The 26663-nt window shown below is 56.7% G+C and carries 32 protein-coding genes and 1 tRNA gene; 15 read left to right on the forward strand and 18 right to left on the reverse strand.

The window, feature by feature from the left end:
* Positions 1-43: 43 nt before the first annotated feature.
* Positions 44-301: an Ogr/Delta-like zinc finger protein gene (locus ACYZUC_RS11105; RefSeq protein WP_461995692.1), complete on the forward strand. Its 258-nt coding sequence runs from the start codon at positions 44-46 to the stop codon at positions 299-301.
* 52 nt (positions 302-353) lie between these two features.
* Here the strand turns inward: ACYZUC_RS11105 and ACYZUC_RS11110 are convergent, their stop codons facing one another.
* The gene (locus ACYZUC_RS11110) at positions 354-539 is read right to left on the reverse strand and encodes a hypothetical protein (protein WP_461995694.1); all 186 of its coding nucleotides are present in this window, start codon (positions 537-539) and stop codon (positions 354-356) included.
* Between the two features lie 104 nt (positions 540-643).
* Positions 644-1012: a helix-turn-helix domain-containing protein gene (locus ACYZUC_RS11115; RefSeq protein WP_414911074.1), complete on the reverse strand. Its 369-nt coding sequence runs from the start codon at positions 1010-1012 to the stop codon at positions 644-646.
* Between the two features lie 87 nt (positions 1013-1099).
* Here ACYZUC_RS11115 and ACYZUC_RS11120 point away from each other — a divergent pair, with 87 nt between their 5' ends.
* Both ACYZUC_RS11120 and ACYZUC_RS11125 read left to right on the forward strand, forming a co-directional pair.
* Positions 1100-1300: a DNA-binding protein gene (locus tag ACYZUC_RS11120; protein WP_461995696.1), complete on the forward strand. Its 201-nt coding sequence runs from the start codon at positions 1100-1102 to the stop codon at positions 1298-1300.
* Between the two features lie 29 nt (positions 1301-1329).
* Positions 1330-1806 carry a YmfL family putative regulatory protein gene (locus ACYZUC_RS11125; RefSeq protein WP_461995698.1) on the forward strand — a complete coding sequence of 159 codons (477 nt, stop codon included), beginning with the start codon at positions 1330-1332 and terminating at the stop codon, positions 1804-1806.
* Positions 1807-1819: 13 nt separating this feature from the next.
* Here ACYZUC_RS11125 and ACYZUC_RS11130 read toward each other — a convergent pair whose 3' ends face one another.
* Positions 1820-2038: a hypothetical protein gene (locus ACYZUC_RS11130; RefSeq protein WP_461995700.1), complete on the reverse strand. Its 219-nt coding sequence runs from the start codon at positions 2036-2038 to the stop codon at positions 1820-1822.
* Between ACYZUC_RS11130 and ACYZUC_RS11135 the strand changes: the two genes are divergently transcribed.
* The 8 genes from ACYZUC_RS11135 (at position 2037) to ACYZUC_RS11170 (ending at position 7796) form a co-directional block, all read left to right on the forward strand.
* Positions 2037-2228 carry a hypothetical protein gene (locus tag ACYZUC_RS11135; protein ID WP_461995702.1) on the forward strand — a complete coding sequence of 64 codons (192 nt, stop codon included), beginning with the start codon at positions 2037-2039 and terminating at the stop codon, positions 2226-2228. The two genes, ACYZUC_RS11130 and ACYZUC_RS11135, sit on opposite strands and share 2 nt — an antisense overlap.
* Before the next feature lie 16 nt (positions 2229-2244).
* Positions 2245-2610: a hypothetical protein gene (locus ACYZUC_RS11140; RefSeq protein ID WP_461995703.1), complete on the forward strand. Its 366-nt coding sequence runs from the start codon at positions 2245-2247 to the stop codon at positions 2608-2610.
* A gap of 73 nt (positions 2611-2683) precedes the next feature.
* Positions 2684-2929 carry a hypothetical protein gene (locus tag ACYZUC_RS11145; protein WP_008042212.1) on the forward strand — a complete coding sequence of 82 codons (246 nt, stop codon included), beginning with the start codon at positions 2684-2686 and terminating at the stop codon, positions 2927-2929.
* Between the two features lie 2 nt (positions 2930-2931).
* Positions 2932-5727 carry a toprim domain-containing protein gene (locus ACYZUC_RS11150; protein WP_461995705.1) on the forward strand — a complete coding sequence of 932 codons (2796 nt, stop codon included), beginning with the start codon at positions 2932-2934 and terminating at the stop codon, positions 5725-5727.
* A gap of 15 nt (positions 5728-5742) precedes the next feature.
* Positions 5743-6036, forward strand: a complete 294-nt coding sequence (locus ACYZUC_RS11155) for a hypothetical protein (protein ID WP_461995707.1) — start codon at positions 5743-5745, stop codon at positions 6034-6036.
* Between the two features lie 66 nt (positions 6037-6102).
* Positions 6103-6342, forward strand: coding sequence for a hypothetical protein (locus ACYZUC_RS11160; RefSeq protein WP_280163360.1), 240 nt, complete (start codon positions 6103-6105; stop codon positions 6340-6342).
* Positions 6335-6505 (forward strand): hypothetical protein, encoded by a 171-nt coding sequence (locus ACYZUC_RS11165; RefSeq protein ID WP_008042204.1) that lies wholly within the window; start codon positions 6335-6337, stop codon positions 6503-6505. Before ACYZUC_RS11160 ends, ACYZUC_RS11165 begins: the two co-directional genes overlap by 8 nt.
* A gap of 106 nt (positions 6506-6611) precedes the next feature.
* Positions 6612-7796 carry an Arm DNA-binding domain-containing protein gene (locus ACYZUC_RS11170; protein WP_280163359.1) on the forward strand — a complete coding sequence of 395 codons (1185 nt, stop codon included), beginning with the start codon at positions 6612-6614 and terminating at the stop codon, positions 7794-7796.
* 28 nt (positions 7797-7824) lie between these two features.
* Here the strand turns inward: ACYZUC_RS11170 and ACYZUC_RS11175 are convergent, their stop codons facing one another.
* The 4 genes from ACYZUC_RS11175 to ACYZUC_RS11190 all read right to left on the reverse strand — a co-directional run bounded on the left by ACYZUC_RS11175 (position 7825) and on the right by ACYZUC_RS11190 (position 11073).
* Positions 7825-8094 (reverse strand): hypothetical protein, encoded by a 270-nt coding sequence (locus ACYZUC_RS11175; RefSeq protein WP_461995710.1) that lies wholly within the window; start codon positions 8092-8094, stop codon positions 7825-7827.
* A gap of 283 nt (positions 8095-8377) precedes the next feature.
* Positions 8378-10348, reverse strand: a complete 1971-nt coding sequence (locus ACYZUC_RS11180) for an NACHT domain-containing protein (RefSeq protein WP_461995711.1) — start codon at positions 10346-10348, stop codon at positions 8378-8380.
* Between the two features lie 213 nt (positions 10349-10561).
* On the reverse strand, positions 10562-10780 hold the full coding sequence (locus ACYZUC_RS11185; protein ID WP_461995712.1) for a hypothetical protein: 219 nt from the start codon (positions 10778-10780) through the stop codon (positions 10562-10564).
* Between the two features lie 203 nt (positions 10781-10983).
* Positions 10984-11073: transfer RNA gene (locus tag ACYZUC_RS11190), tRNA-Ser, on the reverse strand.
* Between the two features lie 309 nt (positions 11074-11382).
* On the opposite strand from ACYZUC_RS11190, the gene ACYZUC_RS11195 reads away from it, so the two are divergent.
* The 3 genes from ACYZUC_RS11195 (at position 11383) to ACYZUC_RS11205 (ending at position 14119) form a co-directional block, all read left to right on the forward strand.
* Positions 11383-12072, forward strand: coding sequence for a crotonase/enoyl-CoA hydratase family protein (locus ACYZUC_RS11195; protein WP_461995714.1), 690 nt, complete (start codon positions 11383-11385; stop codon positions 12070-12072).
* Positions 12073-12287: 215 nt separating this feature from the next.
* Positions 12288-13010 (forward strand): 1-acylglycerol-3-phosphate O-acyltransferase, encoded by a 723-nt coding sequence (locus ACYZUC_RS11200; RefSeq protein ID WP_461995715.1) that lies wholly within the window; start codon positions 12288-12290, stop codon positions 13008-13010.
* Positions 13011-13147: 137 nt separating this feature from the next.
* Positions 13148-14119, forward strand: a complete 972-nt coding sequence (locus ACYZUC_RS11205) for a magnesium and cobalt transport protein CorA (RefSeq protein ID WP_461995717.1) — start codon at positions 13148-13150, stop codon at positions 14117-14119.
* Positions 14120-14187: 68 nt separating this feature from the next.
* Here ACYZUC_RS11205 and ACYZUC_RS11210 read toward each other — a convergent pair whose 3' ends face one another.
* The 3 genes from ACYZUC_RS11210 to ACYZUC_RS11220 all read right to left on the reverse strand — a co-directional run bounded on the left by ACYZUC_RS11210 (position 14188) and on the right by ACYZUC_RS11220 (position 18381).
* Positions 14188-14910, reverse strand: coding sequence for an amidotransferase (locus ACYZUC_RS11210; protein WP_461995719.1), 723 nt, complete (start codon positions 14908-14910; stop codon positions 14188-14190).
* Between the two features lie 95 nt (positions 14911-15005).
* Positions 15006-17150: a 3-hydroxyacyl-CoA dehydrogenase NAD-binding domain-containing protein gene (locus tag ACYZUC_RS11215; protein ID WP_461995721.1), complete on the reverse strand. Its 2145-nt coding sequence runs from the start codon at positions 17148-17150 to the stop codon at positions 15006-15008.
* Between the two features lie 25 nt (positions 17151-17175).
* Positions 17176-18381: an acetyl-CoA C-acetyltransferase gene (locus ACYZUC_RS11220; protein WP_461995722.1), complete on the reverse strand. Its 1206-nt coding sequence runs from the start codon at positions 18379-18381 to the stop codon at positions 17176-17178.
* A gap of 591 nt (positions 18382-18972) precedes the next feature.
* Between ACYZUC_RS11220 and ACYZUC_RS11225 the strand changes: the two genes are divergently transcribed.
* Positions 18973-19794: a c-type cytochrome gene (locus tag ACYZUC_RS11225; RefSeq protein ID WP_461996702.1), complete on the forward strand. Its 822-nt coding sequence runs from the start codon at positions 18973-18975 to the stop codon at positions 19792-19794.
* A gap of 115 nt (positions 19795-19909) precedes the next feature.
* Here ACYZUC_RS11225 and ACYZUC_RS11230 read toward each other — a convergent pair whose 3' ends face one another.
* The 8 genes from ACYZUC_RS11230 to ACYZUC_RS11265 all read right to left on the reverse strand — a co-directional run bounded on the left by ACYZUC_RS11230 (position 19910) and on the right by ACYZUC_RS11265 (position 26616).
* Positions 19910-20713 (reverse strand): transglutaminase family protein, encoded by an 804-nt coding sequence (locus tag ACYZUC_RS11230; protein ID WP_461995724.1) that lies wholly within the window; start codon positions 20711-20713, stop codon positions 19910-19912.
* The gene (locus tag ACYZUC_RS11235; protein ID WP_008042189.1) at positions 20710-21660 is read right to left on the reverse strand and encodes an alpha-E domain-containing protein; all 951 of its coding nucleotides are present in this window, start codon (positions 21658-21660) and stop codon (positions 20710-20712) included. Before ACYZUC_RS11235 ends, ACYZUC_RS11230 begins: the two co-directional genes overlap by 4 nt.
* A gap of 12 nt (positions 21661-21672) precedes the next feature.
* Complete coding sequence (locus ACYZUC_RS11240) at positions 21673-23082, reverse strand: circularly permuted type 2 ATP-grasp protein (RefSeq protein WP_008027316.1); 1410 nt, start codon at positions 23080-23082, stop codon at positions 21673-21675.
* 609 nt (positions 23083-23691) lie between these two features.
* Entirely contained in the window at positions 23692-24033 is a 342-nt protein-coding gene (locus ACYZUC_RS11245; protein WP_008027314.1) for a ribonuclease E inhibitor RraB, read from the reverse strand.
* A 219-nt stretch (positions 24034-24252) separates the two neighbouring features.
* Positions 24253-24486 carry a hypothetical protein gene (locus ACYZUC_RS11250; protein WP_461995727.1) on the reverse strand — a complete coding sequence of 78 codons (234 nt, stop codon included), beginning with the start codon at positions 24484-24486 and terminating at the stop codon, positions 24253-24255.
* A 218-nt stretch (positions 24487-24704) separates the two neighbouring features.
* Positions 24705-25580, reverse strand: a complete 876-nt coding sequence (speE, locus tag ACYZUC_RS11255) for a polyamine aminopropyltransferase (protein ID WP_461995729.1) — start codon at positions 25578-25580, stop codon at positions 24705-24707.
* 246 nt (positions 25581-25826) lie between these two features.
* On the reverse strand, positions 25827-26018 hold the full coding sequence (locus tag ACYZUC_RS11260) for a PLDc N-terminal domain-containing protein (protein WP_008027309.1): 192 nt from the start codon (positions 26016-26018) through the stop codon (positions 25827-25829).
* Positions 26019-26085: 67 nt separating this feature from the next.
* Positions 26086-26616 carry a hypothetical protein gene (locus ACYZUC_RS11265; RefSeq protein WP_461995732.1) on the reverse strand — a complete coding sequence of 177 codons (531 nt, stop codon included), beginning with the start codon at positions 26614-26616 and terminating at the stop codon, positions 26086-26088.
* Between the last annotated feature and the right edge of the window lie 47 nt (positions 26617-26663).

The raw sequence follows: 26663 nt of genomic DNA on the forward strand, positions 1-26663 counted from the left end.
TGTGGCAGACTAGTGGCGATTGGCTGCCCTGGGGAGGGACACAATGCGAGTTACATGCAAGTGCGGACACAAGGGTCGGATCGCTTCACGCGAACAGTTATCTGAAGACTTTGCAAAGCTCTATTGCCAATGCCTGGACGCAAGGTGCGGGCACACATGGGTGTCGAACCTGACGTTTTCTCACACGCTCAGTCCATCGGCTCAGTCTTACGAGAGGATGTTGTTTGATCGGTTGAAAGACATGTCCAAGGCTAAGCAGCGGGAACTGTTTGAGCAGCTTGGATCACAGGCGGTGGCGTGAAGCGCAAACCGCCGACTCAGTGTTGTCGGCGATCGGTTACATCGATGAGCGATTAGGCAACTGCCGATTCTTCTGGAATGGTCGCCAATGCCTCGGTAAGGCGTCGTAATTGTTTTCGATCTTCTTCGGTCAACTGACGGTAAAGATCGACTAGGCGACGTTCGATTTTCGAAAGGCTGTGCCACTCAAACTCAACATTCTGGAAATGACCGTTATCGATTTTTGCGCGATCCAACATGCTCACTACTCCATATAAGTGCATTGCTGAATCGAGGTTATCGGGGACGGGAAACGGCTTTAAAACTGAGAGTGGAGCGAATGTTTTACATACTTTGTTACAAGCTAATTCGAGTTTTTCGCTACGTCGTCCGCGATCGCCTGCAAGAAGCGACGCACAGATTTTTGGTCATCTGGTGGCATGCTGCGATAGCGCTTGACCATCACCTCCTCATCCTCACTCAACCCTCCAACAGGCGCAGGAGTTCGGACCCCAGTGACGACGTAGAGAATGTCGAGACCCACGGCGTTCAAAGCTTTCAAATAGCCAGTATCCGGGCGGCGCTCGTCTCGTTCGTAACTCCCTTGTGTATTCCGGGTTACGCCCCCGATCTGGGCCATTTCCTCTTGTTTAAGCCCCAATCGAACCCTTTCTTCGCGCAAGCATTCGCCCGCACTTAACTCCGAGATCTCACTCGATGACAACTTTTTCAAACTTTAGCCCCTTTACAGGACAAATAAACTGGTCATAATCAGCGCCGTACGAACACGAACCCACACAAACGCACACGAGCGAACACTATGCCCGCCACCCTTACACCCGAGCAAGCCCGTGAGGCCTTGGATCACAAAGGAATGAGCATTGCTGAGTTCTGTCGGACTCACTCACTGAATAAGAATTTGGTCAGCGACCTTTTGAACGGTCGTAAAAAAGGTCGCCGGGGGGAGGCACATCGCGCCGCCGTTTTGCTTGGGATCAAAGACGGCGTGATTGAAGAGTAATGGCACTGGACCAAGGGAGAAAACAGAACATGAAGAGCTCAGTTCTAAAGACTCGTCGTCAGGTAGTCAGCGCAGTTATCTGCGCCTACCTAGGCGGACGCGAATGTGCGGCGGCTCGCATCGGTCTGTCACTCAAGAAGTTTGATAACCGCGCCTACGAGAACAATAACAGCAGCCCGTTGACCGACGCACAGATCCATCAACTCGAGCTCGATGCAGGTACCACTTTCTTACCCGAATACATCGCCGCCATGTACAGCGGAATGTTCGTGCCCGTAGCTGAGCCCGGTTCGCTGGACAACGTCGAGATGTATGCCCGGTGTGTCCAGGCTGCAGCTAAAAAGGGCACGGTCGACCACCTCATCGCCGAGGCGTTGAACGACGGAACAATTAACGAAGTCGAGGCTGAGGCGATCCTGCATGCCGATTCCCTGCATCTGGCGGCCAGACATGCGGAAGTGCTCGCCGTCATTCAGTTGCACAGCAGAGCAAAGGTGGGGAGCTAGTCATGGGGAGTTTTCAACCTTTACCGAGTCGCGCCTTTATCTCTTTCAAGGCCGTAGCAACGTCGTCCACTGCGAACCGAATGTCTTCTGCCTTCACAGCTAATCCAGGCACTTCGCTTGTTGCGGTCATCTTCGTCGTTTCTCGCCCCTGCATGATTTTTACCAGCGCGTCATATCGGTCCTGCAGGCGGACCATCAATCCTTCAACATCTTTTTTTGAGTGAATCGCCATGAACAATTTCCTTGATAAAGACCTGAATTATTTAAGTGCACTGCTAGTGGTCGCCCAGCAACGGTTGGACACACTAAAACAAACCGTATCCAGCGCCAACGAGACTGCCTCAGCGTCGGACATCCGAATTGCCATTGGCGATGCAATCACCCCATTGAACATTGCCTATGAAGCGGCAGAAACACTCTAAGCACCCGAGGTTTCAAATGATCGATTTGTCGGCAGTACAGGAATACCAGGACGTGCTCAAAGCCGCCGCGCTTGTTTTCCTCGAGCGCCACCACTGTGAACACCTAGGCGACGATCAACAGTTGTTTGGCCGTGCCGTGCAGCACCTGGTCAGCGACTATGACGTGCCGACACAGACCGCTGAAAAATTGGTGCATTTGGCCTGCAGCGACATGACCGCGGTCCGCGATCGGCAACGCCTAGACATCGTCAGCAGCACATCGACCCACACCGTGATCATCGACCCGGCCACCGGTAACGCGTGGGCCGTCCCGGTCAGCCTGATCTACGAACGCATTCTCAACGCACCGGACAACGGTCGTTTCCGCGTAGCCGCACCGTAACGCCCAACCCATAAACCCGCCTGCCCCACCCTCGTGGGTTTGGGTGAACTGCGCCCGAAATTGAGGTTTGACGATGGAAAACGCCATGAACATCAACGCAAAACTGACGCCCGATCAGGCTCAAGCGCTCTTGGCCAACCTGCGCGAGCAATACCGTCTCAGCCTCAATGACCTCTGGTACGCAGACCAGTACCGCCAGATTCCCGATGGCCTGCGCCACGGATCGATCCTTGCCAACAGCCCGGTGATGGCCGCTCAGAAACACCTGATCGGCGCCCTCACCCAAAGCCTCGGCCTCAGCCTGAAAGCAGCGAAATAATCATGAGAGACGATCTGCGTCACGACGTCCTGCAACGCCTTCAGTCCGACTACGGTTTGAAACACCGTATCGGCACGGACTACATGCGCGGTGGCACCTGCCCCAAATGCAGGAAGAAAGAGCTGTACTCACGATTCGATACACCGTGGATGATTATCTGCGGTCGGCCGGAAAAGTGCGGCCATACGCTGCATGTAAAAGAGCTTTACGACGACCTGTTTGAGGACTGGAGCAAACGCGCCCCGGCCACGGATCAACACCCTACGGCGACAGCCCGCGCCTACCTGGAATTTGCCCGGGGTTTTCGCCTCGAATTGATTCAAGGGTGGTTCACTCAGGAAACGTTTTACTCAGGCGAGTTTAATGCCGGCAGCGCCACCGTGCGCTTCGCCTTGGACAAGGGCGGTTGGTGGGAACGCCTGATTGATCAGCCACACCGCTTCGGAAAAATGAAGGCCAGATTTAAACCGGGGGAAAGTTATCGCGGGGTCTGGTGGTGTCCACCGTGCGTGGACCTGCTCGAGGTCAAAGAAATCTGGATCGTGGAAGGCATCTTTGACGCGATCGCGCTGGTGCACAACGATCGTGCCGCTGTGTCTGCCATGTCTTCGAACGCATTCCCTGAGGAATCGTTGCGGGCACTGGCCCGCAGTCGAGAGGGCAATCTCCCCAAGCTGGTTTGGGCCCTCGATAACGAGCCTGGGGCTCACGTGTACACCAAGCGTTGGGTGCGCCAGGCCCGTGCCTTGGGCTTCGTCTGCGAAGCAGCGCAGATCCCGCTCCGTGACGGCCGCAAGACGGACTGGAACGACCTGCACCAACGCTGGGGATTCATCGACGACGAAGGCCTCCGAGCCGATCAGATCGCGGCCGATCTCAAGCAAGCACGCCACCAGGGCGCATTGCTGCTGGCCGAGAGCGCCGCCGAAAAGGCGCTGCTGATGTACGACTGGAACAAGCGCGGTGAATTTCACCTGGGTTTTGGCTGCCGCCTCTACTGGTTCAAGTTGGACATGGAGAAATTCAACCGGGCGATGCAGGACATCGAAGACAGTGAGAATCATGACGACCAGCTACTCAACCAATCGCAACAGCGCGAGAAAGCCCTGCAGCAATCCGGCAGTGTGGTAGAGATCGCCAACTGCTACCCACAAGCTCTGTATTTCCAGCGTAACGAAGTCACGGACGAGTCCTGGTACTACCTGCGCGTCGACTTCCCACACGACTCCGAGAGCGTGAAAAACACCTTCACCAGTGGCCAGCTGTCGGCCGCGAGCGAATTCAAAAAGCGCCTACTGGGGATGGCGGCAGGCGCCATGTTCACCGGCAGTGGCCAGCAACTCGACAAGCTGATGAAGGACCAGCTGTTCGGCATCAAAACCGTGTCGACGATCGACTACGTGGGCTACAGCAAGGAGTACAGCTGCTATGTCTACGGTGACATCGCGATCAAGGACGGCATCACCTACAAGGTCAACAGCGAAGATTATTTCGAGTTCGGCAAGCTGCGCCTGAAAACGCTGCAGAAGGGTGTGCCCATCAGGCTGCAGCGCGAAGCCAAGGGTTTTGACGAAAAGTGGGTGCAATTGCTGTGGACCTGCTTCGGCGCCCAAGGCCTTGTCGCCCTGGTGTTCTTCTTCGGCTCGCTGTTCTGCGAACAGATCCGCGCCCGCTACCAGTCCTTCCCTTTCCTGGAAGCGACCGGTGAAGCCGGCGCCGGCAAAACCACCCTACTGAACCTTCTGTGGAAACTGCTCGGCCGCGAAGGCTATGAAGGCTTCGACCCGATGAAGTCCACCAAGGCCGGGCGTTCTCGCCTGATGGGTCAGGTCTCCGGCATGCCGGTTGTGTTCCTGGAAGCCGATCGCCACGGCGATGATCGGGCCCACGCTAAAACCTTTGAATGGGACGAGCTGAAAGACTTCTACGGTGGCGGCACCCTCGCCACAAAGGGCGTGAAGACTGCCGGTAACGAAACGTACGAGCCGCCCTTTAGAGGAACGATCGCGATCAGCCAGAACGCGGCCGTGGTCGCGCATGAAGCGATCATGACGCGCATCGTAAAACTGCATTTTGTGCGCCCGACCGTGACGCCGGAAAGCCGGGCTGCAGCTGATCAACTCAATGCATTGGAGGGCGGCACCCTCAGCCACTTCCTGTTGCGCGCAGTGGGCAAGGAGTCCGCGGTGCTCGAGCTGTTCGCCCAGCGGATGCCCGACCACGAGGCGAAGCTGCGCCGCTTACACACGCATTGCTTTGCCTGTAGCACCGCCTATGCCAGCGACCAGGGCAACTGCAACAACTGTGGCTATGACCTGCGCGGCTACATCCGTGTCGAGCGCATCAGCAAGAACCACGCGCAACTGCTTTCGCTGCTGGATGGCCTGCGCCTGGTCCTGAAACTGAGTGATCCGCAGGTCGCCGCCACCCAGCGCCAGATTGTGCGGATGGCCATCGAGCGCCAGGCGTCGATCAGTTCCGACCACGCCGCCGTGGCCGAGTTTTGGGAGGTCTACGACTACCTCGAATCCTTGAGCGAAGACCCAGTGGTCGACCACAGCAGCGACCCCACCGTGATCGCCATCAACCTCAACGAATTCTGCGAGCGCGCCGCCGAACACAAACAGAAGTTGGCCGACGTGGCCACGTTGCGCGACCTGCTCAAAGAGTCCCGTTCTCGCAAGTTTCTGGACAGCAACAAGGCCGTGCACAGCGCCGTGCGCGCCGCATTCAACCACCGCAATCCCTGTTTACAACCCCGGCCGACAACCGTTAAGTGCTGGACATTCAAGGCGTAAAGGAGAGCAAGACCGATGCAAATCCAAGTGTTTATGGGCAGTGCCGGCGACGGCCAAACCAGCAAGCTGCAAGCAGTGCAGGACCGTCTGGACTTCACAGGACAAAGCGCGCCGATCATCCAGGCCGGTGCTTATGGGGAGGATGGCTTGTTGCAGATCCTGGAAGTCCGGGCAGCCGGTGGTCAGCACGAAATTCTGGTCGACGACTGCAGCCGGCAACAGATCTTGAGGGTATTGGAGTGGCAATCATGTGTTGAACATGAGCCGGACTTTGACGGCCTGGTGATCCACCTAGCTCGTAAGGACTGAGCTTGAAAGAAACAGTGCCGAGGAGTTGCAGCTCCCCGACACCTAACCACCACCGAGGGCTATACCATGCAAGCACAGAACCAAAGCAGCAGCGGCACCAAGGCTACCACACCGGCACGGCACCTGGTGGCCACCGCGCTCATCGGCGCGGCCATGATCGGCTTCCTGGTGCACAAAACCCCTGAGTCACGCACCCGCCTGGAAAGCCTCAGCCAGATGGCCCGTACGTTGGGCGAACTGAGTGAACGGGATGCCGCTCTGGTCACCCGATTGCTCGCCACCCGGGGAGAATCGCGCCATGTCTGAGTGCCCGGCAGTCACGCCCGTACGGCGCTTTCCCTGGAACCTCGATCACACCAGCGTGTGTGACCAGTGCGGCAAGTGGCGCGCCCAGGGCAACCATCAAATCTGCAGCCGGCGCCGCCAGCGACAGAACGCCCATCTGCGTAACCACACGCCCAAACCGTAAGCCGCGTCCACCAGAAGACACGCTTCTCGATACTTGGCCCGGAAACGGGCCTTTTTGTTTCCGATCGTCAGACTGTCGATACACCAGCACAGCGTTAGGGGTTTACATGAGTGGGGTCGAAGCTCGCGGTAATTCCGTGAGAATCTATTTTCAACACAATGGGGAAAAGTGCCGGGAAACCATCCCGGGAGGCAACACACCGGCCACCGTGGCCCAGGCCAAGCGCGTGATCGATATCATCGAATATGAGATCCAGACCGGTACATTTGATTACGCACGGCACTTCCCCAACTCGGCCAAGCTGGTCGAAAACACCTTTGGCCACTACCTGGACCTGTGGCTCAAGATCAAGGCCAACAGCGTCGCGGCTTCAAGCTATCGAGGCTACGCCAATAAGGCAGAAGTCCATGTGCGGCCGCGCTGGGGCAAAGTCCAAATCAACCAGATCGATCACCTGGACCTGCAGGAATGGATTCAGGGCACCCTGTCCAAAACCCTGAAGAACAAGACCATCCGCGACATCATCAGCAACGTGCGGCAGGTGTTCCGCTTGTACCGCACCCGCATGAAAGTGGCGCACGACCCCACCGAAGGCTTGATGGTGCGTCTGCCCGATCCCGAGGCGCCGGACCCATTCACCCGGGCAGAGATCAAACAGATCCTCGAGACGCCCACCACGCGCACGCAAGAGCTGTTGATGATTCAGTTCATGTTATGGGCGGGGCCTCGCGTCTCGGAGACGATCGCACTGGCCTGGGAAGATGTCGACCTGGCGCAAGGCACGGTGACCTTCCGCCGATCAAAGGTGCGCGGGGCTTACCGTGTGACGAAAACCCGGCGTTCCACGCGCCGGGTTCGTCTGCTCGCTCCGGCGTGGGACGCCCTGCGGAAGATCGATGCGCTGAATCGGAAAAAGAAAGCGGAAACGGTGGAGATCGTCGAGAGGGACAACAAGACAGTGCGCCAACACAAGCTGCACTTTGTCTTTCTGAACACCAAAAGCGGCCTGCCGCACGCCAACGATTTCGTGGTGCGCGACCGGTTCTTCAAGGCGCATTTACTCGCGGCGGGGGTGCGTTATCGCGGACCAGGCCAGTGCCGGCACACCTACGCCAGTCAGCTGCTGACCACCGGTGTGGCGTCGATCGACTGGATCGCCGAGCAGATGGGCCACACCAACGGCAACATGATCCGCCAGCACTATGGAACGTGGATCAATGAAGACGGACCAGACGTGGTCGGAATGTTGCAAATGGCCTTGAAACTGTCACCCGTCGCAGCTCCGCACTGAGCAGCTTAAGCAAGTCCGGGTGCCTACATCAGATATGCCCACCCCGGCGCCACGCTTCGTCTTGGGTCAAGCTGATGGCCAAGTCCATGGCTTCATGGACCTTTTTGTCGATCAACTTCCCCGCTAGTAGGCCCAAGGCGAAGCCCTTGGCGATCGCCACATGATAGGTAATCGACGGCAGGTCGATCGACTGGGTAATGCCAAACAGGGAGCGATCCCAGTGATGACGCAAGAGATCCGTAGCTAGTGCGTCCGTGATGATCGTGACGTATGGAGGGATCTGCGGGGGGTTGGACATTGAGGACGATTCCTTTCGAATGATTGGAGCTCTGTTCGTAAACCAAGCGGCGGTATTCTGGCTATCCAGTCTAGGGGGTTCCGGCATACATGGTCAAAAAAAAGGCCCCCATACCTGGGCAAGGTGTGGGGGCCTGTTGAACATAAACGGCGTTCTATTCATTGGTCGTCAAAGCCGTAATCAGCCATGAGCAGTGTCCGAAGATCTGCCATATACTAACCCGATAGGCGGTTATTCCAGTCGCAAAACTCCTCTTATCGGGTTGCAACACAGCAGTAGTTTATTATAGGAAATCTTTCATTTCGATATCCAAGCTAGCTCTTGACTTTATCTTTGAGAGAAGACCATCAATTTTTTCAACATCTAACATGCGAGCCCCTGCTGTTTCGCTAATAGATTCATCATCTAGAGCCGATAAAAAAATCTCTTTTATAGCGATGTTTTCAGAGTATAGATCTTTGACTATTTTGGTCGTTGGATTAATCCACTTTCCTATTGGTATTATTTTTTCTAATCCATCAAAAATATAATCGTCCCTATAAGGCTTGAGTTGAGCAGGTAATTCTGAAGTTATAGCCTCCCAAGCCAATTTATGTAAGTTTTCATGCTTGTGAGAATATGCAAAAGCAAGAAAAAATCGAACACCATTAAGCGTACCGTTTTTCCAGAGAGTAGTACTCAGCTTACCGCGATCATGTATCTCGCCGGAAATGATATCAATGGTTTCGCCTTCCTGCTCTATCGGTTGTGAGTTCCCTTCGACAGCCCAAAGTCCGATTTTGAAATTATAAAAAAATCGGCAGGTATTGATGGCATTGATTTGCTCGTTCTCACTGGGGTGAAAATTTTTCGCCTCCAGTGCAAATTTTTGAGTTATTACGGACTCAAAAAGCACCGGATTCATATCATTTAAAAATTCAAATACTTTAACAAAAGATGGAGCCAGTGGGCTTTCAAATATTTTTTTCAGCAAAGATAGGCTGGATTCGTTAAATATGATGTATTCCGCAGCAAAGTATTCTAATAGTGTTTTATGGAAGAATTTATATTCAGTACCATCTCGTTGCATAAGAGGGACGGCGACAAGCAAATCATCCAAGAAGTTTGATGTGGAACTAGGTATAGCTAGGCTTATCTTGGCCGCATTATTGATGAAGCTGTCAGCCTCGCTGAGGCTTTTAAATGAGGTCTTCATCCTGAGCATCATGTAGTGACAAAGAGCTCGAAGCAGCTTTCTAAAATCTTCGAATCCAAGGCCCGATTTTTTTTGCCTGGCGTATCCGTTTTTATTAATTAAGTCGTGCCCTTTATAAAGAGCGTGATATATTTCGTCATAAAATGTCGATATTTTATCCGCGATTGAATTGTTTACTCCGTAGGTCCTATATAGTAACGATACTAAAAGTGGACTTTCGATAAACTTAGAAGGAACGTTAGATATTTCTTTGCTGAGTTTCTCTCCGACATCTAATCCGGAGATTTTATCGTATCTGTTTAGTAAGGATAATGCTTGCTCTAGAGTAAAAGGCGCAAACCTCAAGGAGGTTGCATTGATTAGGTCTGGGGTTACTTCTTGAGGGCGAGTTGTGATAAGTATTGCGTTTTCCCCACCTTTTACTGATATTTCGTGGAGTTGATTTGCCAGCAAGTGCTGGTGATCAATTGGTGTCTCGTCAAAACCGTCGAGTATTACGAAAAATTTACCTAATTTCAAAAGCCGATAAAAAAGTTTCCTGTCAAATTTTTCGTCAGGAAAGTCAAGCTCAGTCGCGACGTTATCTGTAATGTCTAGCTTCGGATCTAATTTTCTAAGATCGAATAGAATTGGGATTCGGTCGGACTTAAATAATAGCCTTGCAACGATAAACTTTGAAAAAGTACTCTTTCCCATTCCAGCGCCGTCGACGATGATAATAGGCCTTGACGGGGAAGAAACGAGTTCGTCAGCGGTGATTAAATTCTTGGGTGTGTCGAAGTGGGTACTTCGTACCATGTAAAGAGGTTCGTACGCTTCATATATATTAAGTTTTAGCTGAGGAAACGTAATGGACGTTATCTCTTTTACACGTTCTGAAAGTTTTATTAGGTAGCGCTCGATTATTAGAGAAAGCGCATCGCTATCAAGTTTTCCTTTTAATTCTTTTTCTACAGCCCATTTCCTGACTTTCTCGATAGTCGGAGATAATGCTGCATTTATAAGTTCCAGCCCCGGCTTTACTGCTTCACTAACTATTTTTTGATCTATTGATGACATCGTGATCTCCTTATGCTCGATTTAAGTATTCTGTTAATTCGTATTCGCTTCGCCGGTGTAAATGATGAAATCGTTGTTTACCTAGTGGTTGTCGAGCTTCTGTTTACTGCGCACGATGCAGTTGTCTTTTTAACATCATTGGTATTGTGACGGAGGATTCATTTCCCAAGCTCATGTCTGCTTCTGGTCGTTTGATGCCAGTCACAGCGATTCCTAGCGCAGCCGTAATCGCATGATCGCCTCTGTAATCGCTTTTGCGTTTGTATCCAGTGTTCCCAAAGCCGCAACGGCGTTATCGGCGACAATGTCTGCGCCATCCCCTGAAATCCAATGGGTGATCTCTTCGATCGCCGCAGCCAGCGCATGCTGGTTGTGCAGCAGCAGCGTCAGCGCATCGGCAGTAGCGATATTGGGATCCGAGTTACTTGGCATTTGGATCGTCCTTGAATAAAAGGTCCGGAAGGCTAATTCGTGCTTACCAGATCAGATTAGCCCAGACATCTTTCCTTAGCGTTTTTTCGCACCAAAAAAGCGCATCTGTCCCAGATCTGTCCCATATGGCCATTTTTTGGACGTCAAAAACCACAAACCCCCGATTTTCTCTAGGAAAATCAGGGGTTTGTGTTTACTTAATGTGGCGGTGAAGGAGAGATTCGAACTCTCGATACAATTTCTTGTATACACACTTTCCAGGCGTGCTCCTTAAGCCACTCGGACACTTCACCGTATCTCGTCAAACATGTTCTGTCTGTCGAGGCGCGCTAATGTAGTCGAAAGCTTTTCTGATGGCAAACTTTTTTTGCAGAATTTTCATGTGCTTAGCGGTTTGGAGGTTCCGGGAGCATTCCGGGCCATGGCAAACCTGCCAATCTCTGGCTTCGCGCTCTCCTATATAGAGAGGGGAATGCACGGCGGGAGCGGCGGGCTACGCTTGCCCGGCGGGGAAAGGGTGACTGGCGGGTCAGTCACGGCGCTTTACCTGGCCTGCGGCGGTGGGTAACGTCTGCCCCAACTTTCATACAAGGAATAGCGTCATGAGTGAGTTGATTTCCTACCACCTCGAAGACGGTATCGCGACCCTGACCTTGAGCAACGGCAAGGTCAATGCCATCTCTCCGGACGTGATTGCTGCGTTTAATGCTGCGCTGGATCAGGCAGTGACTGATCGTGCAGTGGTGATCATCACTGGCACGCCGGGGATTCTGTCGGGCGGTTATGACCTGAAGGTGATGACAGCAGGCCCTAAAGAAGCCGTATCGCTGGTGACGGCTGGTTCGACATTGTCCCGTCGTCTGCTGTCGCACCCGTTTCCGGTGATTGTCGCGTGCCCTGGGCATGCAGTGGCCAAGGGCGCGTTCCTGTTGTTGTCGGCGGATTACCGCATTGGCGTCGACGGCCCGTTCAGCATTGGCCTGAACGAAGTGCAGATCGGCATGACCATGCACCACGCCGGCATTGAGATCGCCCGTGATCGCCTGAGCAAGGCAGCGCTGCATCGTTCGGTGATCAATGGTGAGATGTTCAACCCGAAGAGTGCCGTGGATGCCGGTTTCCTCGACTTGGTGGTGTCGCCCGAAGAGCTGCAAGGCGCGGCGCTGGCAGCGGCTCGTCAGTTGAAGAAGATCAACATGACCGCGCACAAGAACACCAAGCTGAAAGTGCGCAAGGCGCTGCTGGACACCCTGGACAACGCAATCATCCTGGATCAGGAACATATGGGTTAACCCCCGAACGCGCGCCACCGAAAAGCCCGACCGTCGTGTCGGGCTTTTTCATACGCGCTCTGTGGAAAAGTCTACAACCCCTCTAGAACACATCTGACCAACTAGTCGGAAACATGCGCTCAAACATCGGCTATCTCCTACCTCTATAGCGGCAATTGCCGAAAACAGTGCACATCCGTACACTGCGCCACCTTTTGTCCCGGTGGGGCCTGTAAATGCTGTTCGTGTTTCGTATGTTATTGATGGGACTGCACTTTATTCTCGCAGGTGTGCTGGGGGTGATTCTGGGGCTGTTTCGCCCGTTCAACCCGGACAACAGCCGTTTGTGCGCGCGCCTGTATGCGTGGCCGGCAATGTGCATTTTGCGTTTGCGAGTGAAGGCCGACGTCGGGCCATTGATGGACAAACCCGAGAGCTGCGTGATCATCGCCAACCACCAGTCCAACTATGACTTGTTTGTTTTCGGCAACGTGGTGCCCCGCCGCACCGTGTGCATCGGCAAGAAGAGCCTGAAGTGGGTGCCGTTGTTCGGCCAATTGTTCTGGTTGGCCGGTAATGTGTTGATCGACCGTGGCAATGCGCACAAGGCACGCCAGTCGATGCTGACCACCACGCACACCTTGCAACATGAAGACACCTCGATCTGGGTGTTCCCGGAAGGCACGCGCAATCTCGGCGAAGACCTGCTGCCCTTCAAGAAAGGCGCGTTCCAGATGGCGATCGCGGCGGGCGTGCCGATCGTCCCGGTGTGTGTCAGCAGTTACGTCAAGCACATGCGATTGAACCGCTGGCACAGTGGGAAAATTCTGATCCGTTCTTTGCCGGCCATTCCAACTGCCGGGCTGAGCCTGGACGACATGCCGCTGCTGATCGCCCAGTGCCGCGAGCAGATGCGCGAGTGCATCGCCTCGATGGATCGGCAACTGCAAGCCGCATGAAACAAAACCCGCCCTGTGCGGGTTTTCTTTTGCCTGCGAACTATTGCCTTCGAGCTCTGCATATTTCACTGACTCTCAAGCAGCAGAGAAGGATAAGCTGAACACTGCCTGCTACTAATAAGAAGTGAAGCTGAATCATGGGTAGAGTTGTTGCTGCTGCGGTTTACAGCGCTGGTAAGAAGGTCACCAATATCACCCTCGACGAAGGCGCTGCCTGGGCCGCCAAGCCTGGTCACTTTGTCTGGATCGGCCTCGAAGAGCCGAATGCCCAGGAGCTGTTCAATCTGCAACGCCAGTTCAACCTGCACGAACTGGCCATTGAAGACGCTCTGGAAAAACACAGTCGACCGAAGCTGGAAACCTTTGGCGATGCGCTGTTTATCGTCACGTATTCGCCGATCCGCCATGAAGGAAAGCTTGAGTTCATCGAGACTCATATCTTTGCCGGCAACGGTTACATCATTACCGCGCGTAACGGTCACTCGGCGTCCTACGCCCATGTCCGACAGCGTTGTGAGGCGCGTCCACTGTTGCTGGAGCATGGGGAAGATTTCGTACTCTATGCCATCCTCGACTTTGTGATTGAAAACTACCAGCCGGTGGGCGAAGCCATTCATGCCGAGATCGATGAACTGGAGCGCAACGTGTTGTGTAGCGCCCTGAATGAGCATGACATCCAGAAGCTTCATGGTCTGCGTCGGGACGTTCTGCGTTTGCGTCGGTATGCGGCGCCGATGGTGGAAATCGGTGAGGAGCTGCAGAAGCTGAACTTTCCGTTCATCGACAAGAACATGCGCCCGTACTTCCGCGACGTGCAGATCCATGTGACACGGCAGATGGAAGACCTGACGACCCTGGCGGACATTGCCAGCCAGACCATTGAAGTCGGGGTGTTGCTGGAGGCGTCACGGCAGAGCGTGGTGCAGCGCAAGTTTGCGGCGTGGGCGGCGATTCTGGCGTTCCCGACGGCGGTGGCCGGGATCTACGGGATGAACTTCCAGAACATGCCTGAGCTGAACTGGCATTACGGGTATTTCGCGGTGTTGGGGTTTATTGCGGTGGGGTGTGTGAGTTTGTGGGCGAGCTTCAAGAAGTCGGGGTGGTTGTAGCCAACACCGAGTTGTCAGTGACATTCGCGGGCAAGCCTCGCTCCTACAAGGAGCGAGGCTCTTCAGCTTCAAACAGTTTCTGGTTTATGCGCCACAAACCGCATCATCCACTCCGCAACGGTTGCGCCATGATGCTCATGCTCAAGGCTCGCCATGCCCTTGGTATACACCTGCTCGCCCAACGCTTCCTGACGAATATCCAGCAAGGCTCGCGAGTAATCGTGAATGAATTCCGGGTGCCCCTGGAAGCACAACACCTGATCGTTGATGTGGTACGCGGCAAACGGGCAGAAATCGCTGGAAGCGATGACCGTGGCGTTTTCCGGCAACGACGTCACCTGATCCTGGTGGCTGATCAACAACGTCAACTCTTCGCGCACCGGGCTCATCCACGGTGCCTTGGCGGCGAGTTTGTAACTGTGGGTGCCGACGCCCCAGCCCTGGGTCGCACGCTCGCTCTTGCCGCCCAGCAGCAGCGCCAGCAACTGATGGCCGAAGCACACGCCCAACAGTTTGTCGCCGCGTTCGTAGCGGGTCAGCAGGTAAGCCTTGAGGGTTTGAATCCACGGGTCGGAGCCGAAGGAATCGGCCTTGCTGCCGGTGACGAGATAGGCGTCGAAGGCCTCGTCATCGCTGGGGTATTCGCCCTGCATCACGTTGTAGACAGTGAACTCGGCCGCGATGGGTTGTTGCGAAAACAGACGCTGGAACATCTGCCCGTAACCCTGATATTGATCGACCAGTTCCGGACGCAGGATGTCGGTTTCCAGAATGCAGATGCGTAACGACATAAAAAATACCTGACACGTGATGGGAATAATGCACACCCCAGAGCCTGCCTCGAAACACCGTTCCAAGGCAAGCCCCACGAGTCGTCATCGGTCCCTTAAAACACCTCCCCTTTAGCCGCTTTCTCCAGCAGCAGCGCGGGTGGCGCGAACCGTTCGCCGTACTGCTCGGCCAGGTATTGCGCGCGCGCGACGAAGTCCTTCACGCCATATTGGTTGATGAACTGCAGCGCGCCTCCGGTCCAGGCCGCGAAACCAATGCCGAAGATCGAGCCGACGTTGGCATCCGCAGTCGAGGTCAGCACGCCCTCCTCCACGCAACGCACGGTTTCGATGGCTTGCACGAACAGCAGGCGATCACGCACGTCCTTCGGTGAAATCTGCCCGTCAGCCTGCTCGAAACGGCTTTTCAGCCCTGGCCACAAGTGCTTCTGGCCGCCGGCCGGGTATTCGTAGAAACCACCGCCTGCCGCTTTGCCCGGACGCTTGTATTCGTTGAGCAGCAAGTCAATCACGGCAAACGCCGGGTGCTCAATCAGTGGTTTCCCTTCCGCTTGCAGGTCTTTGGCCGTTTGTTGACGGATATGGCTCATGAGGCTGAGGGAAACTTCGTCGGAGATCGCCAGAGGCCCGATGGGCATGCCCGCCTTGCGCGCTTCGGTCTCGATCATCGCGGCGCTCACGCCTTCGCCGAGCATGGCAATGCCTTCGTTGGTGAAGGTGCCGAACACCCGTGAGGTGAAGAAGCCGCGGCTGTCGTTGACCACAATCGGGGTTTTCTTGATTTGCAGGACGAAATCGAAACCGCGAGCCAGGGTTTCGTCGCTGGTGTGGGCGCCCTTGATGATTTCCACCAGTGGCATTTTTTCCACGGGGCTGAAGAAATGCAGGCCGATGAATTTGCTTTGATCCGGTACGGCGGTAGCGAGCCCGCTGATCGGCAGAGTCGAGGTGTTGGAAGCGATCACCGCGTCAGGGCCGACGACCTGCTGTGCGGCTGCAGAGACCCTGGCTTTCAACTCACGGTCTTCAAACACGGCTTCAATGATCAGGTCGCAACCGGCCAGATCGGCGTCATTTTCAGTGGTTTTGATGCGCGCCAGCACTGCATCCCGCTGTTCGATGCTCAACTGTCCCCGGGCAATCTTCTTGTCCAGCAACGCCGCCGAATGAGCCTTGCCCTTTTCCGCCGCAGCGAGGTTGATGTCTTTGAGCACCACGTCGATACCGGCCGAGGCGCTGACAAAGGCAATGCCGGCTCCCATCATCCCCGCGCCCAGAACCCCCACGCGACGCGTCACGTAAGGTGCAAAACCTTGAGGTCGCGAACCGCCGGCATTGATTTCGTTGAGCTGGAACCAGAACGTACCGATCAGGTTCTTCGAGATCTGGCCGGTGGTCAGCTCGGTGAAGTAGCGGGTTTCGATCAGGTGAGCCGTGTCGAAATCCACCTGAGCGCCTTCCACAGCGGCGCAAAGAATCTTCTCTGGTGCGGGCATGCAGCCCTGGGTTTTAGTGCGCAGAATCGACGGAGCAATCGCCAGCATCTGTGCGACTTTCGGGTTCGACGGCGTACCGCCCGGAATCTGATAGCCCTTCACATCCCAACGCTGCACCGCGGTCGGATTGGCCAGAATCCAGGCGCGCGCCTTGCTCAGCAGCTCATCGTGATCCAGCGCCAGTTCATCGATCAAACCTGCCTGCAAGGCTTGTTGTGGACGGACTTTCTTGCCTTCAAGCAGATACGGCAGGGCCTTTTCCAGACCGAGCATACGCACCATGCGCACTACCCCGCCACCACCCGGCAACAGGCCGAGGGTGACTTCCGGCAGGCCGAGCTGCACCGATGAATTGTCCAGTGCCACGCGGTGATGACAGGCCAGGCAGATTTCCCAACCACCTCCCAGCGCCGCGCCGTTGATTGCGGCGACCACCGGTTTACCCAGGGTTTCCAGGGTGCGTAATTGGCCCTTCAGCGTCAGCACCATGTCGTAGAACGCTTTGGCTTCAGGCTTGCCGACCTTGATCAGTTCATTGAGGTCGCCGCCGGCGAAGAAGGTCTTCTTCGCCGAGGTGATGATCACGCCGGCGATGCTGTCTTTCTCGGCAACCAGTCGGGCGACGCAAGCGGCCATGGCCTCACGGTAGACCGCGTTCATGGTGTTGGCGCTCTGGCCCGGCATGTCGATGGTCAGGACGACGATCTGGTCCTGCCCTTTTTCGTAACGAATGGCTTCAGTCATGAAGAGAATTCCTTGAAATCGTGGCTCAGAGGCGTTCGATGATGGTGGCAATGCCCATGCCGCCGCCGACACACAGGGTCGCGAGGCCATAGCGCAAGCGCCGGGTTTCCAGTTCATCGAGCAGCGTACCGAGGATTGCGCAGCCTGTAGCGCCCAGCGGATGGCCCATGGCGATTGAGCCGCCGTTGACGTTGACCTTGTCCGGGTCGATGGCCATGTCCTTGATGAATTTCAACACGACGGAGGCAAACGCCTCGTTGACCTCGAACAGGTCGATGTCTTCGACCCGCAGCCCGGCCTTGGCCAGCGCTTTACGGGTGGCCGGCGCCGGGCCGGTGAGCATGATGGTCGGGTCGGTGCTGGTGACCGCCGTGGCGACGATTCGCGCCCGTGGCTGCAAGCCCAGTGCACGTCCCTTGGCTTCGGAGCCGATCAGCATCAACGCCGCGCCATCGACGATCCCGGAACTGTTGCCCGGCGTGTGCACGTGGTTGATCCGCTCCACGTGGCTGTAGACCCGCAATGCCGTGGCGTCGAAACCCATTTGCCCCATCATCTCGAAGCTCGGCTTGAGCTTGCCCAGGCCTTCCAGGGTGGAATCGGCACGGATGAACTCATCGTGATCGAGCAAAATGATGCCGTTCTGATCCTGTACCGGCACCAGCGACTTGCTGAACGAACCGTCGGCACGGGCCCGCGCTGCTTTTTGCTGGGAGTGCAACGCGTAGGCATCGACGTCCTGGCGGCTGAAGCCTTCGAGGGTGGCGATCAGATCGGCGCCGACGCCTTGCGGGGTGAAATGGCTGTGCAAATTGGTTTCCGGGTCCAGCGCCCAGGCGCCGCCATCGCTGCCCATCGGCACCCGTGACATCGACTCGACGCCACCGACCACCACCAGGTCTTCGAAGCCGGAACGCACTTTCATCGCCCCGAGGTTGACGGCCTCCAGCCCTGACGCGCAGAAGCGGTTGATCTGCACGCCCGCGACGCTGACATCCCAATCGGCCACCTGTGCGGCCGTTTTGGCGATGTCCGCACCTTGATCGCCGACCGGCGTCACACAGCCCAACACCACGTCGTCGACCTGACTGGTGTCCAGCGCCGTGCGCTGTTGCAGCGCCTTGAGCAACCCCGCCACCAGGTTCACCGGTTTGACACTGTGCAAGGCACCATCGGACTTGCCCTTGCCACGGGGCGTGCGTAACGCGTCGAAAATCAAAGCTTGGGTCATGACGTCCTCGAACCTGACGGTGAAAATACTGAGCCCTCACCTTATGCCGAGCCACCGCCGATTCAATGACCGCAATGCTCACTGACGTTGACGGACACGCTCAGACGGACGGTAGTGTGCTACCGGATTGATCGTTTCAGGACACCGACATGTCTAGCAAAAGGGCGGCAAAGAAGCTGGCAATAGGCCTCATGCCTTTTTTAAAGCAATAAGTGCGCGCTCCATACGAAAGGGATCTAAACCACGGGTGACGCGGGCCCTAAGGTGAACATATGCGAAGTTGTCGTCGGGTTTTGCCGAGGCGCTCGCCTTACAGGAAGTGCAACGCTCTGCCGTCATGGAGATATGCAGGCAGGCATCAGGAAATAACAAAAAAGGCGGTCAAGCCATGTTCAAACATTCGAAAGTACGTCAAGCCGGGCTCATTCTTTTCGCCACTACATTGCTGTTGATTTTGCCGAACCTGACGAAGGTGATCGGCTGAGTCTTTATTAATAAATCGGCGCAAGATTTCTATCGCCTTTTAAAAATGTGACTGGCTCGCTACCCGGGCCAGCGTGGGTGTGCCAACCTTTGCGGCACTTCCACGACATGGACGGCGATCTGTTGAAAACGCTCATTCTGCTCGGGGCCTTGCTGTTCGGCTCGCCCCTTTATGCCGCACAGCTGAACCTGGAGCTGGGCGCACACAGCCGCACCTGGCAGACCGAGGAATTGCTCAAGCATCCTCTGGTTCAGACCATCACCATTACCAACGACGTTTCCTACAAACGGGACATGAGCTATCGCGCCGTGCCCCTGGCGGCGTTGTTGACCGGCATCAAGCCGGACGATCACCTGCAAGCTGTGGCACTGGATGGTTTCGCCGCCGAACTGGCTGCCGCGCCATTACTCAACAGCAAAGGTGCGCGAGCGTGGCTGGCGATTGAAGACCCGGCAAAACCGTGGCCGGCGCTGTCGGCAGACAAGCCGAGTGCCGGGCCGTTTTATCTGGTGTGGACGGATCCGCAGGCGGGCAATATCAGTCCCGAGCAATGGCCCTTTCAAGTGGCTGACATCAAACGTATGGCGCCGGTGGCCGAGCGCTTCCCTGCCCTGCTGCCGGATCCGGCGCTGAAGGCGGACGACCCGGTGAATGTGGGGTTTGCGCTGTTTCAGAAGAACTGTCTGGCATGTCATCGATTGAACGGTGCCGGGGATGCGCAATTCGGGCCGGATCTGAACATTCCGTTTAACCCGACCGAGTATTTCGGGGCGGACTTTTTGAAGCGCTACATCCGCGATCCGCAGAGTTTGCGGCAGTGGCCGCAGGCAAAGATGCCGGGGTTTTCGGCGGCGGTTTTGCCGGATGGGGATCTGGACATGTTGGTGGGGTATTTGAAGCATATGGCCGGGCGCAAAACCAAACCCTGACGCAAGCCCCTTTGTTGGAGCTGGCTTGCCGGCGATGGAGTGTCAGTCGACATCTGCTTGGCTGACACACCATCGCTGGCAAGCCAGCTCCTACACAGGGACGTGGTGTTGCGGATTATTGTTGTTGCACTGAGATCACCGGCGTCGGCGACACAAATACCTTCGCGTGCATCTGCTCGCACCCGCCGCCCCGACGCATCCCGCGCACCGGGCAGGCATCCAGGTAATCCAGGCCCACCGCCAGTTTCAAATGCCGCTCCGGTCGCGCCAGTTCATTGGTCACGTCAAAGCTGTACCACGCGTCATCCAGCCAGGCTTCCGCCCACGCGTGGCTGGCCAGATGCTCGCTGTTCTCGCTGTACAAATAGCCCGACACATAACGCGACGGAATGCCCAGGCTGCGGGCGCAGGCGAGAAACGCGTGGGTGTGGTCCTGACAGACACCCGAACGCCCGGCGAAGGCTTGCGCGGCGCTGGTGTCCACTTCGGTGGAGCCCGGCGTGTAGGTCATGTGCGAATTCAGGCCATGCATCAAGTCGATCAATGCCGCGCGATCCCGGCGCTTTTTGCACGCCTTCTCGGCGAACGCACGCAAGGCTTCGTCAGCCTCGGTCAGGCGCGTGAAGCGCAGGAACGGCAGCGCCGACTGGCTCTCGTGCTCGGCTTCACGCAATTCGTCGATGTCGACCTGGCCACGGGCGCCAATGATGATCGCTTCATGCGGCTCATCCATGGTCAGCACGTGCAGGATGTTGCCGAACGGATCGAGCTGTGCGCGCACCGGGCGCGGCAGGTCGAGCTGCCAGCTGAGCACGTGTTGGCGCTCGCTGTCGTGAGGGGTCAGTCGCAGGTACTGGATGCTCGCCCGCACCTGATCTTCGTAGTGATAGGTGGTCTCGTGGCTAATGGAAAGTCTCATGCAGCCTCCAGGTAGGAACTGTGTATGGCGTTACCCAACTGGCGCACCAGCGGGATGAACTCGGTCAGCCAGGCGTGCAGGCCTTCGTCGAGAATTTCGTTGATGCCGGTATAGCGCAGGCGGGCGTCCATCTCGGCGGCCAGACGTTGCGCAGGACGGCCATTGGCCCCCGGCAGTTGAGCGAGGATCTGGTCGATTTCTTCGGTGCACGCGCGCAAGGATCGCGGGACATCGGCGCGCAGCAACAGCAGCTCGGCCACATGCCGGGCGCCGGGCGCGTCGCGGTAGATTTCGGTGTAGGCCTCGAACGACGACAACGCCCGCAACAAGGCACTCCACTGGTAATAGGCGTGAGCCGTGCCGTCGCTGACCGCTTCGGCCTGATCGCCAGCCATTTCGTAGCGTGCATCGAGCAGGCGCAAGGTGTTGTCCGCCCTTTCGATGAAAGTGCCCAGACGAATAAAACGGAACGCATCGTTACGCATGATCGTGCCGTAGGACGCGCCGCGAAACAGGTGGGAACGTTCCTTGATCCACTCGCAGAAACGACTCATGCCGTAGCGACTCAAGCCCTGATCGGCGATGCCGCGAATTTCCAGCCAGGTGGCGTTGATGTTTTCCCACATGTCCGCGGTGATTCGCCCCCGCACGGCATGGGCACTGGCCCGCGCCGAACCGAGGCAGCTGTAAATGCTCGCCGGGTTGGCCGCGTCCAGGGCAAAAAAGTGCAGCAGCCGTTCGGCATGCAACTCGCCGTGGCGTTCGAGGTAATCGTCCAGGGTGCCGGTTATCAGCAGCGGCATGGCGAGTTCGTGCAGACCGTCACCGCGGCCATCCTGCGGCATCAGCGACAGCGAATAACTGATGTCGAGCATCCGTGCGAGGTTTTCCGCCCGCTCCAGGTAACGCGACATCCAATACAAATCCGAGGCAGTTCTACTTAACATGGCAGGCTTCCTTCAATCCTCGACCACCCAGGTGTCCTTGGTTCCGCCGCCCTGGGAGGAATTCACCACCAGGGAGCCTTCACGCAGGGCGACACGGGTCAAACCGCCGGGCACAACCCGGGTTTCGCGGCCAGACAATACAAACGGACGCAGGTCGATATGGCGTGGTGCGATGCCGTTTTCGACAAAGGTCGGGCAGGTCGACAGGGACAACGTCGGTTGCGCGATGTACGCGTGGGGCTTGGCCTTGATCCGCTCGCGGAAGGATTCGATTTCCGCCGCCGTCGCCGCCGGCCCCACCAGCATTCCGTAACCGCCGGAGCCCTGGGTTTCCTTGACCACCAGTTCTGGAAGATTGGCCAGCACGTGGGACAGTTCGGAGGGATTACGACATTGGAACGTCGGAACGTTCTTCAGGATCGGCTCTTCGTCGAGGTAGAAACGGATCATGTCGGTGACAAACGGGTACACCGACTTGTCGTCCGCCACCCCGGTGCCGATGGCATTCGCCAGCACCACATTGCCCGAGCGGTACGACGACAACAGCCCGGGAACGCCAAGCATCGAGTCCGGATTGAACGCCAGCGGATCGAGGAATGCATCGTCGAGACGGCGGTAGATCACGTCGACGGCTTTCGGCCCGTCCGTGGTGCGCATGAACACCTTGTCGTCACGCACGAACAGGTCCGCGCCTTCCACCAGCTCCACGCCCATTTCCCGAGCGAGAAACGCATGCTCGAAAAACGCGCTGTTGAAGCGACCCGGCGTCAGTACCACCACGCTCGGGTTATCGAGGTGGCTGGAGCTTTTCAGGGTGTCGAGCAACAGGTTCGGATAATGATCGATCGGGGCGATGCGCTGGGCCGAGAACAACTCGGGGAACAGGCGCATCATCATCTTGCGGTCTTCGAGCATGTAGCTCACGCCGCTGGGTGTACGAAGGTTGTCTTCAAGCACGTAGTACGTGCCGTCGCCATCGCGCACCAGGTCGACGCCGGAAATGTGGGAATAGATATCCCGGTGCAGATCCAGCCCCTGCATCGCCAACTGGTATTGCTCGTTGGCCAGCACTTGTTCGGCCGGGATGATGCCGGCCTTGATGATGCGCTGCTCGTGATAGAGGTCGGCGAGGAACATGTTCAGCGCCTTGACCCGCTGGATGCAGCCGCGTTCGACGATCCGCCATTCACTGGCGGGGATGCTGCGCGGAATGGTGTCGAAAGGAATCAGGCGCTCTGTCCCCTGCTCGTCCCCGTAGAGCGTGAAAGTAATCCCGGCGCGATGAAACAGCAGATCGGCCTCGCGTCGCCGTTGTGCCAAAAGCTCGTCAGGCGTTTCGGCCAGCCAACGGGCAAACTCCCGATAATGCGGGCGGACCTGGCCGCCGGCATCGTACATCTCATCAAAATAGGTGCGGATCATGCCGTACTCCTTGTCACCCGGACATCTAGGCTTCGCAAGGCCCGTGCCATCGGCAGAAACGCTTTGATATCAATCGGTTGGATAATCACATCATTAACACCGCACCAATCCTGTGCGGCAAATGCCCCAACCTGATCGCCCCCGCTTCATTGCGAAGCAATGCTGTCGCCTATCACCAGCATAGTCAGAGTTGATTTCACTGCCCGGGGGGTGATGCGGATAATTCGCGCATTCGCTGGAAATGCTCACCGAACTTCCCTTTTAGCCGCCTGTTCAGGCGGCTTTTTTTTGTTTCGGGATTTGTGGCTGATGGTTTGGCGGTGATTGAGAGGACGTCATCGCCAGCAAGCTGGCTCCTACAGGGGGCGGTGATTTGTGGCACGCTGGATTTCTGTAGGAGCCGGCTTGCCGGCGATGGGGCCTGAAACTCTGCGGTGATTTGGAGGGCGCCATCGCCAGCAAGCTGGCTCCTACAGGGCGGTGGTGATTTATGGCATGCCGGTTTTCTGTAGGAGCCGGCTTGCTGGCGATCGGCCCTCGAATTCTGCACAAACGAAAACGGCCAACCCGAAGGTCAGCCGTTAGTGGATGTTGTCGCTGTTCATAGTGTTATGCGAGTAGCCCTCGTACCTCCTGCTTGACGCCCCATCCTTCGATGATGCCACCCAAAGGCTCGACCACCGCCTCGAAGTCCTGCTCAAAGTCGCCGATGCCGTCATAGGTGGCGTACATCACTTTACTCAGTTCCAGGGACCAGGCGCCGTCGTCGCGCACGCTGATTTGTGCATTCATGGATTCACCGCAGTAATGCCCTGCCGCCCTGCGTGCCCGCTCCTCGTCCGGGAAAATGGCGTAGAACTCGATGGGATGGAATCGTGAAAAGTCGAAACCGCCTTCTTTCATGCGGCGCAGAACCGAGCTGCTGATGTCTTCTTGATAGGCTGTGCTCATGAAACGTCCTCCTGATACCGATGGATAGACTTTCCGTACTCCCGACGCCGGCAACCGAAGGGTGCGAGCGCTGCGGCAAGCAAATTGCCGATGGGAAACAAGCATGTAGCTGACAAGACCAGACCTTAGCGATCCATTCGCTGATCTCGCTTGCAGAGTAGCCCCAAGTCGGAGCCGCTGCCAAGGCCTGGTTGTTTCACGAGTGTTCCAGAGGGGGTATCAGACGGGAGTAATGCCGAGGATTTCGATGCTGTTCTGGGCTTTGAGATTTTTAACGCTTGCATCAGCAGTTCGCCCTTCCAGATCGTTCAGATCCAGTTCGGCGGCGACAGGAAGGAGACGTGCCTTGATCAGTTTGGCGGCGTGCTCGTTGTCCGGGCATTCGTCGCACTCAAAAACTTCGTCGACTGTTTCACCGTGATCATCCACGAAAGTGATTTTCCACTTTTGCATCACTGCCTCCTCGAACAAACCCGTAGATGGGCTTACATCCATCTGGACTTTTACCCTGACCGATCGTTCAAACAGATTACGCCGTGCAAGCATGAAAAACACGGTCCCTGTAGGAGCGAAGCTTGCTCGCGAAGGCGGCATACCAGTCAATAAACATGTCGACTGAAACACCGCTTTCGCGAGCAAGCTTCGCTCCTACAGGGGTTTTGCGTATTTCTTCAGTCGTTGCTTGGCTTGTTCACGGCCTGCAACACGTATTGCGGCAAGGCGAACGCGCCGATGTGGATTTCCGGATTGTAGTAGCGGGTGATGATGCCGCTGCCAGCAAAGCGCTGTTGCAGGGTTTCGCGGGACAATTTGCGATAAGCGGTGTTGGTCGCGCCCCAGGCAAAAGTCATCGAACCACCGATGTAGGTCGGCACGGCGGCCTGGTAGAAGTGCCAGTCCGGGAACAGGCTGCGCAGGCGGCCGGCGGTGGTTTTGACTTCTTCGATCTGCATGAACGGCGTGCCGTTCTGAGTCACCAGGATGCCGCCTTCGTTGAGGCAACGACGACAGGCCTGGTAGAAGTTTTCCGAGAACAGCACTTCGCCCGGACCGATCGGGTCGGTGGAGTCGGAAATGATCACGTCGAACTTTTCAGTGGTGGTGGCGACGAAACGCATGCCATCGTCGATCACCAGGTTCAGGCGCGGATCATCGAATGCACCCTTGGAGTGGTTCGGCAGGAACTCCTTGCACATGTCGACCACGGTGCCGTCGATCTCGACCATGGTGATGTGCTCGACGCTACGGTGTTTGGCCACTTCACGCAGCATGCCGCCGTCGCCACCGCCGATGATCAGCACGCGCTTGGCACTGCCGTGCGCCAGGATCGGCACGTGGGTGAGCATCTCGTGGTAGATGAATTCGTCGGCTTCGGTGGTCTGGATCACGCCGTCCAGTGCCATGACGCGGCCCATGCGCGGGTTCTCGAAAATCACCAGGTGCTGGTGTTCGGTGCGCACTTCGTGCAGCAGTTTTCCCATGCGAAAACGCTGGCCGTAGCCTTCGTAGAGGGTTTCCAGGTAATCGCTGGTTGGAGTGTTGCTCATGGGAAGTGCTCCGATGAATGCGGTGGCAACGGACGGTTACCCGCCCATGATGGCCAATCGATCAGCTCGATTGCCCGGGAAAGGCGCGCATTCTACGTCGCGGAAGATGACAGGTCGAACCTTCTGACGCCAAGTACCTGTAGGAGCGAGCGGTGCGGCGATCCGACTTGCCCGCGAAAGCGTCCGTGAGGTCGCCAAAAGCTTCGCGGGCAAGCCTCGCTCCTACAGGGGACGGTGTTCGTTGGGTCAGATACGCACGTTGCCCCGTGGCCCGGCGATGGCCCAGATGATCAGGCCCAGGACCGGCAGCAGCAGGATCAGCAAGACCCAGATGATTTTCATCACGGTGTCGGCGCCACTTTTCAGCACGTTGATGATTGCCCAGATGTCCAGGACAAGGATGATCAGGCCCACCAGGCCGTTGAACGTGGAACCCATGGTGTCGCTCCCTAAGCGTTGTGTGCCCTCTCAGGATAGTCGGCCCCAGGGGTTTCGTTTCATGCCATCAAACGTGGATGGCTACTTTCAGGGCTTCCAGGGAAGGCGCGGCAGCGATGCCGACCTCGGCGCACAGTTCGAGCACACGCGGTACGTCGTTGCCGAAGACCAGCACCACTTGCAGTTCGTCGTCGAGCAACTGGCTGAAATTCATCAGCGTATAACCGCCGTTTTCCTTGTTCATGCTGCCCATCTGCACCTGGATGCGATTGAGCGCGGTCAGCGCTTCGGTCTTGGCCAGTTGCTTGGGTTTGATGTTGAAATCAACGCCCGGACCAAACGAAGCGACGATCTGCGCGAACAGGTCCACATAGGTGTCCGCCTGGAACAGCACGGTTTCCGGCAGGCTGCCGACGACGACCCACTCGCCCAACGGAATCGGGAAGGTGTCGTCGTAGTTAACGTCCGGATTGGCTGTCAGAAAAGCTTCTGGATCGGCGTAAGCCTGGGCCGCTTCGTCGGCGACTTTGAGGATTTCGTCTTCGCTCATGCACCCGGAGCTGATTTTGCTGATGAGTTCGACGAGTGCGGCTTTCATGGGGGCGGAATCCTGTAGCGAGGGAATTTTGAAGGCGCGAAGGATAG

It is taken from the genome of Pseudomonas sp. GT1P32 (assembly GCF_054897805.1).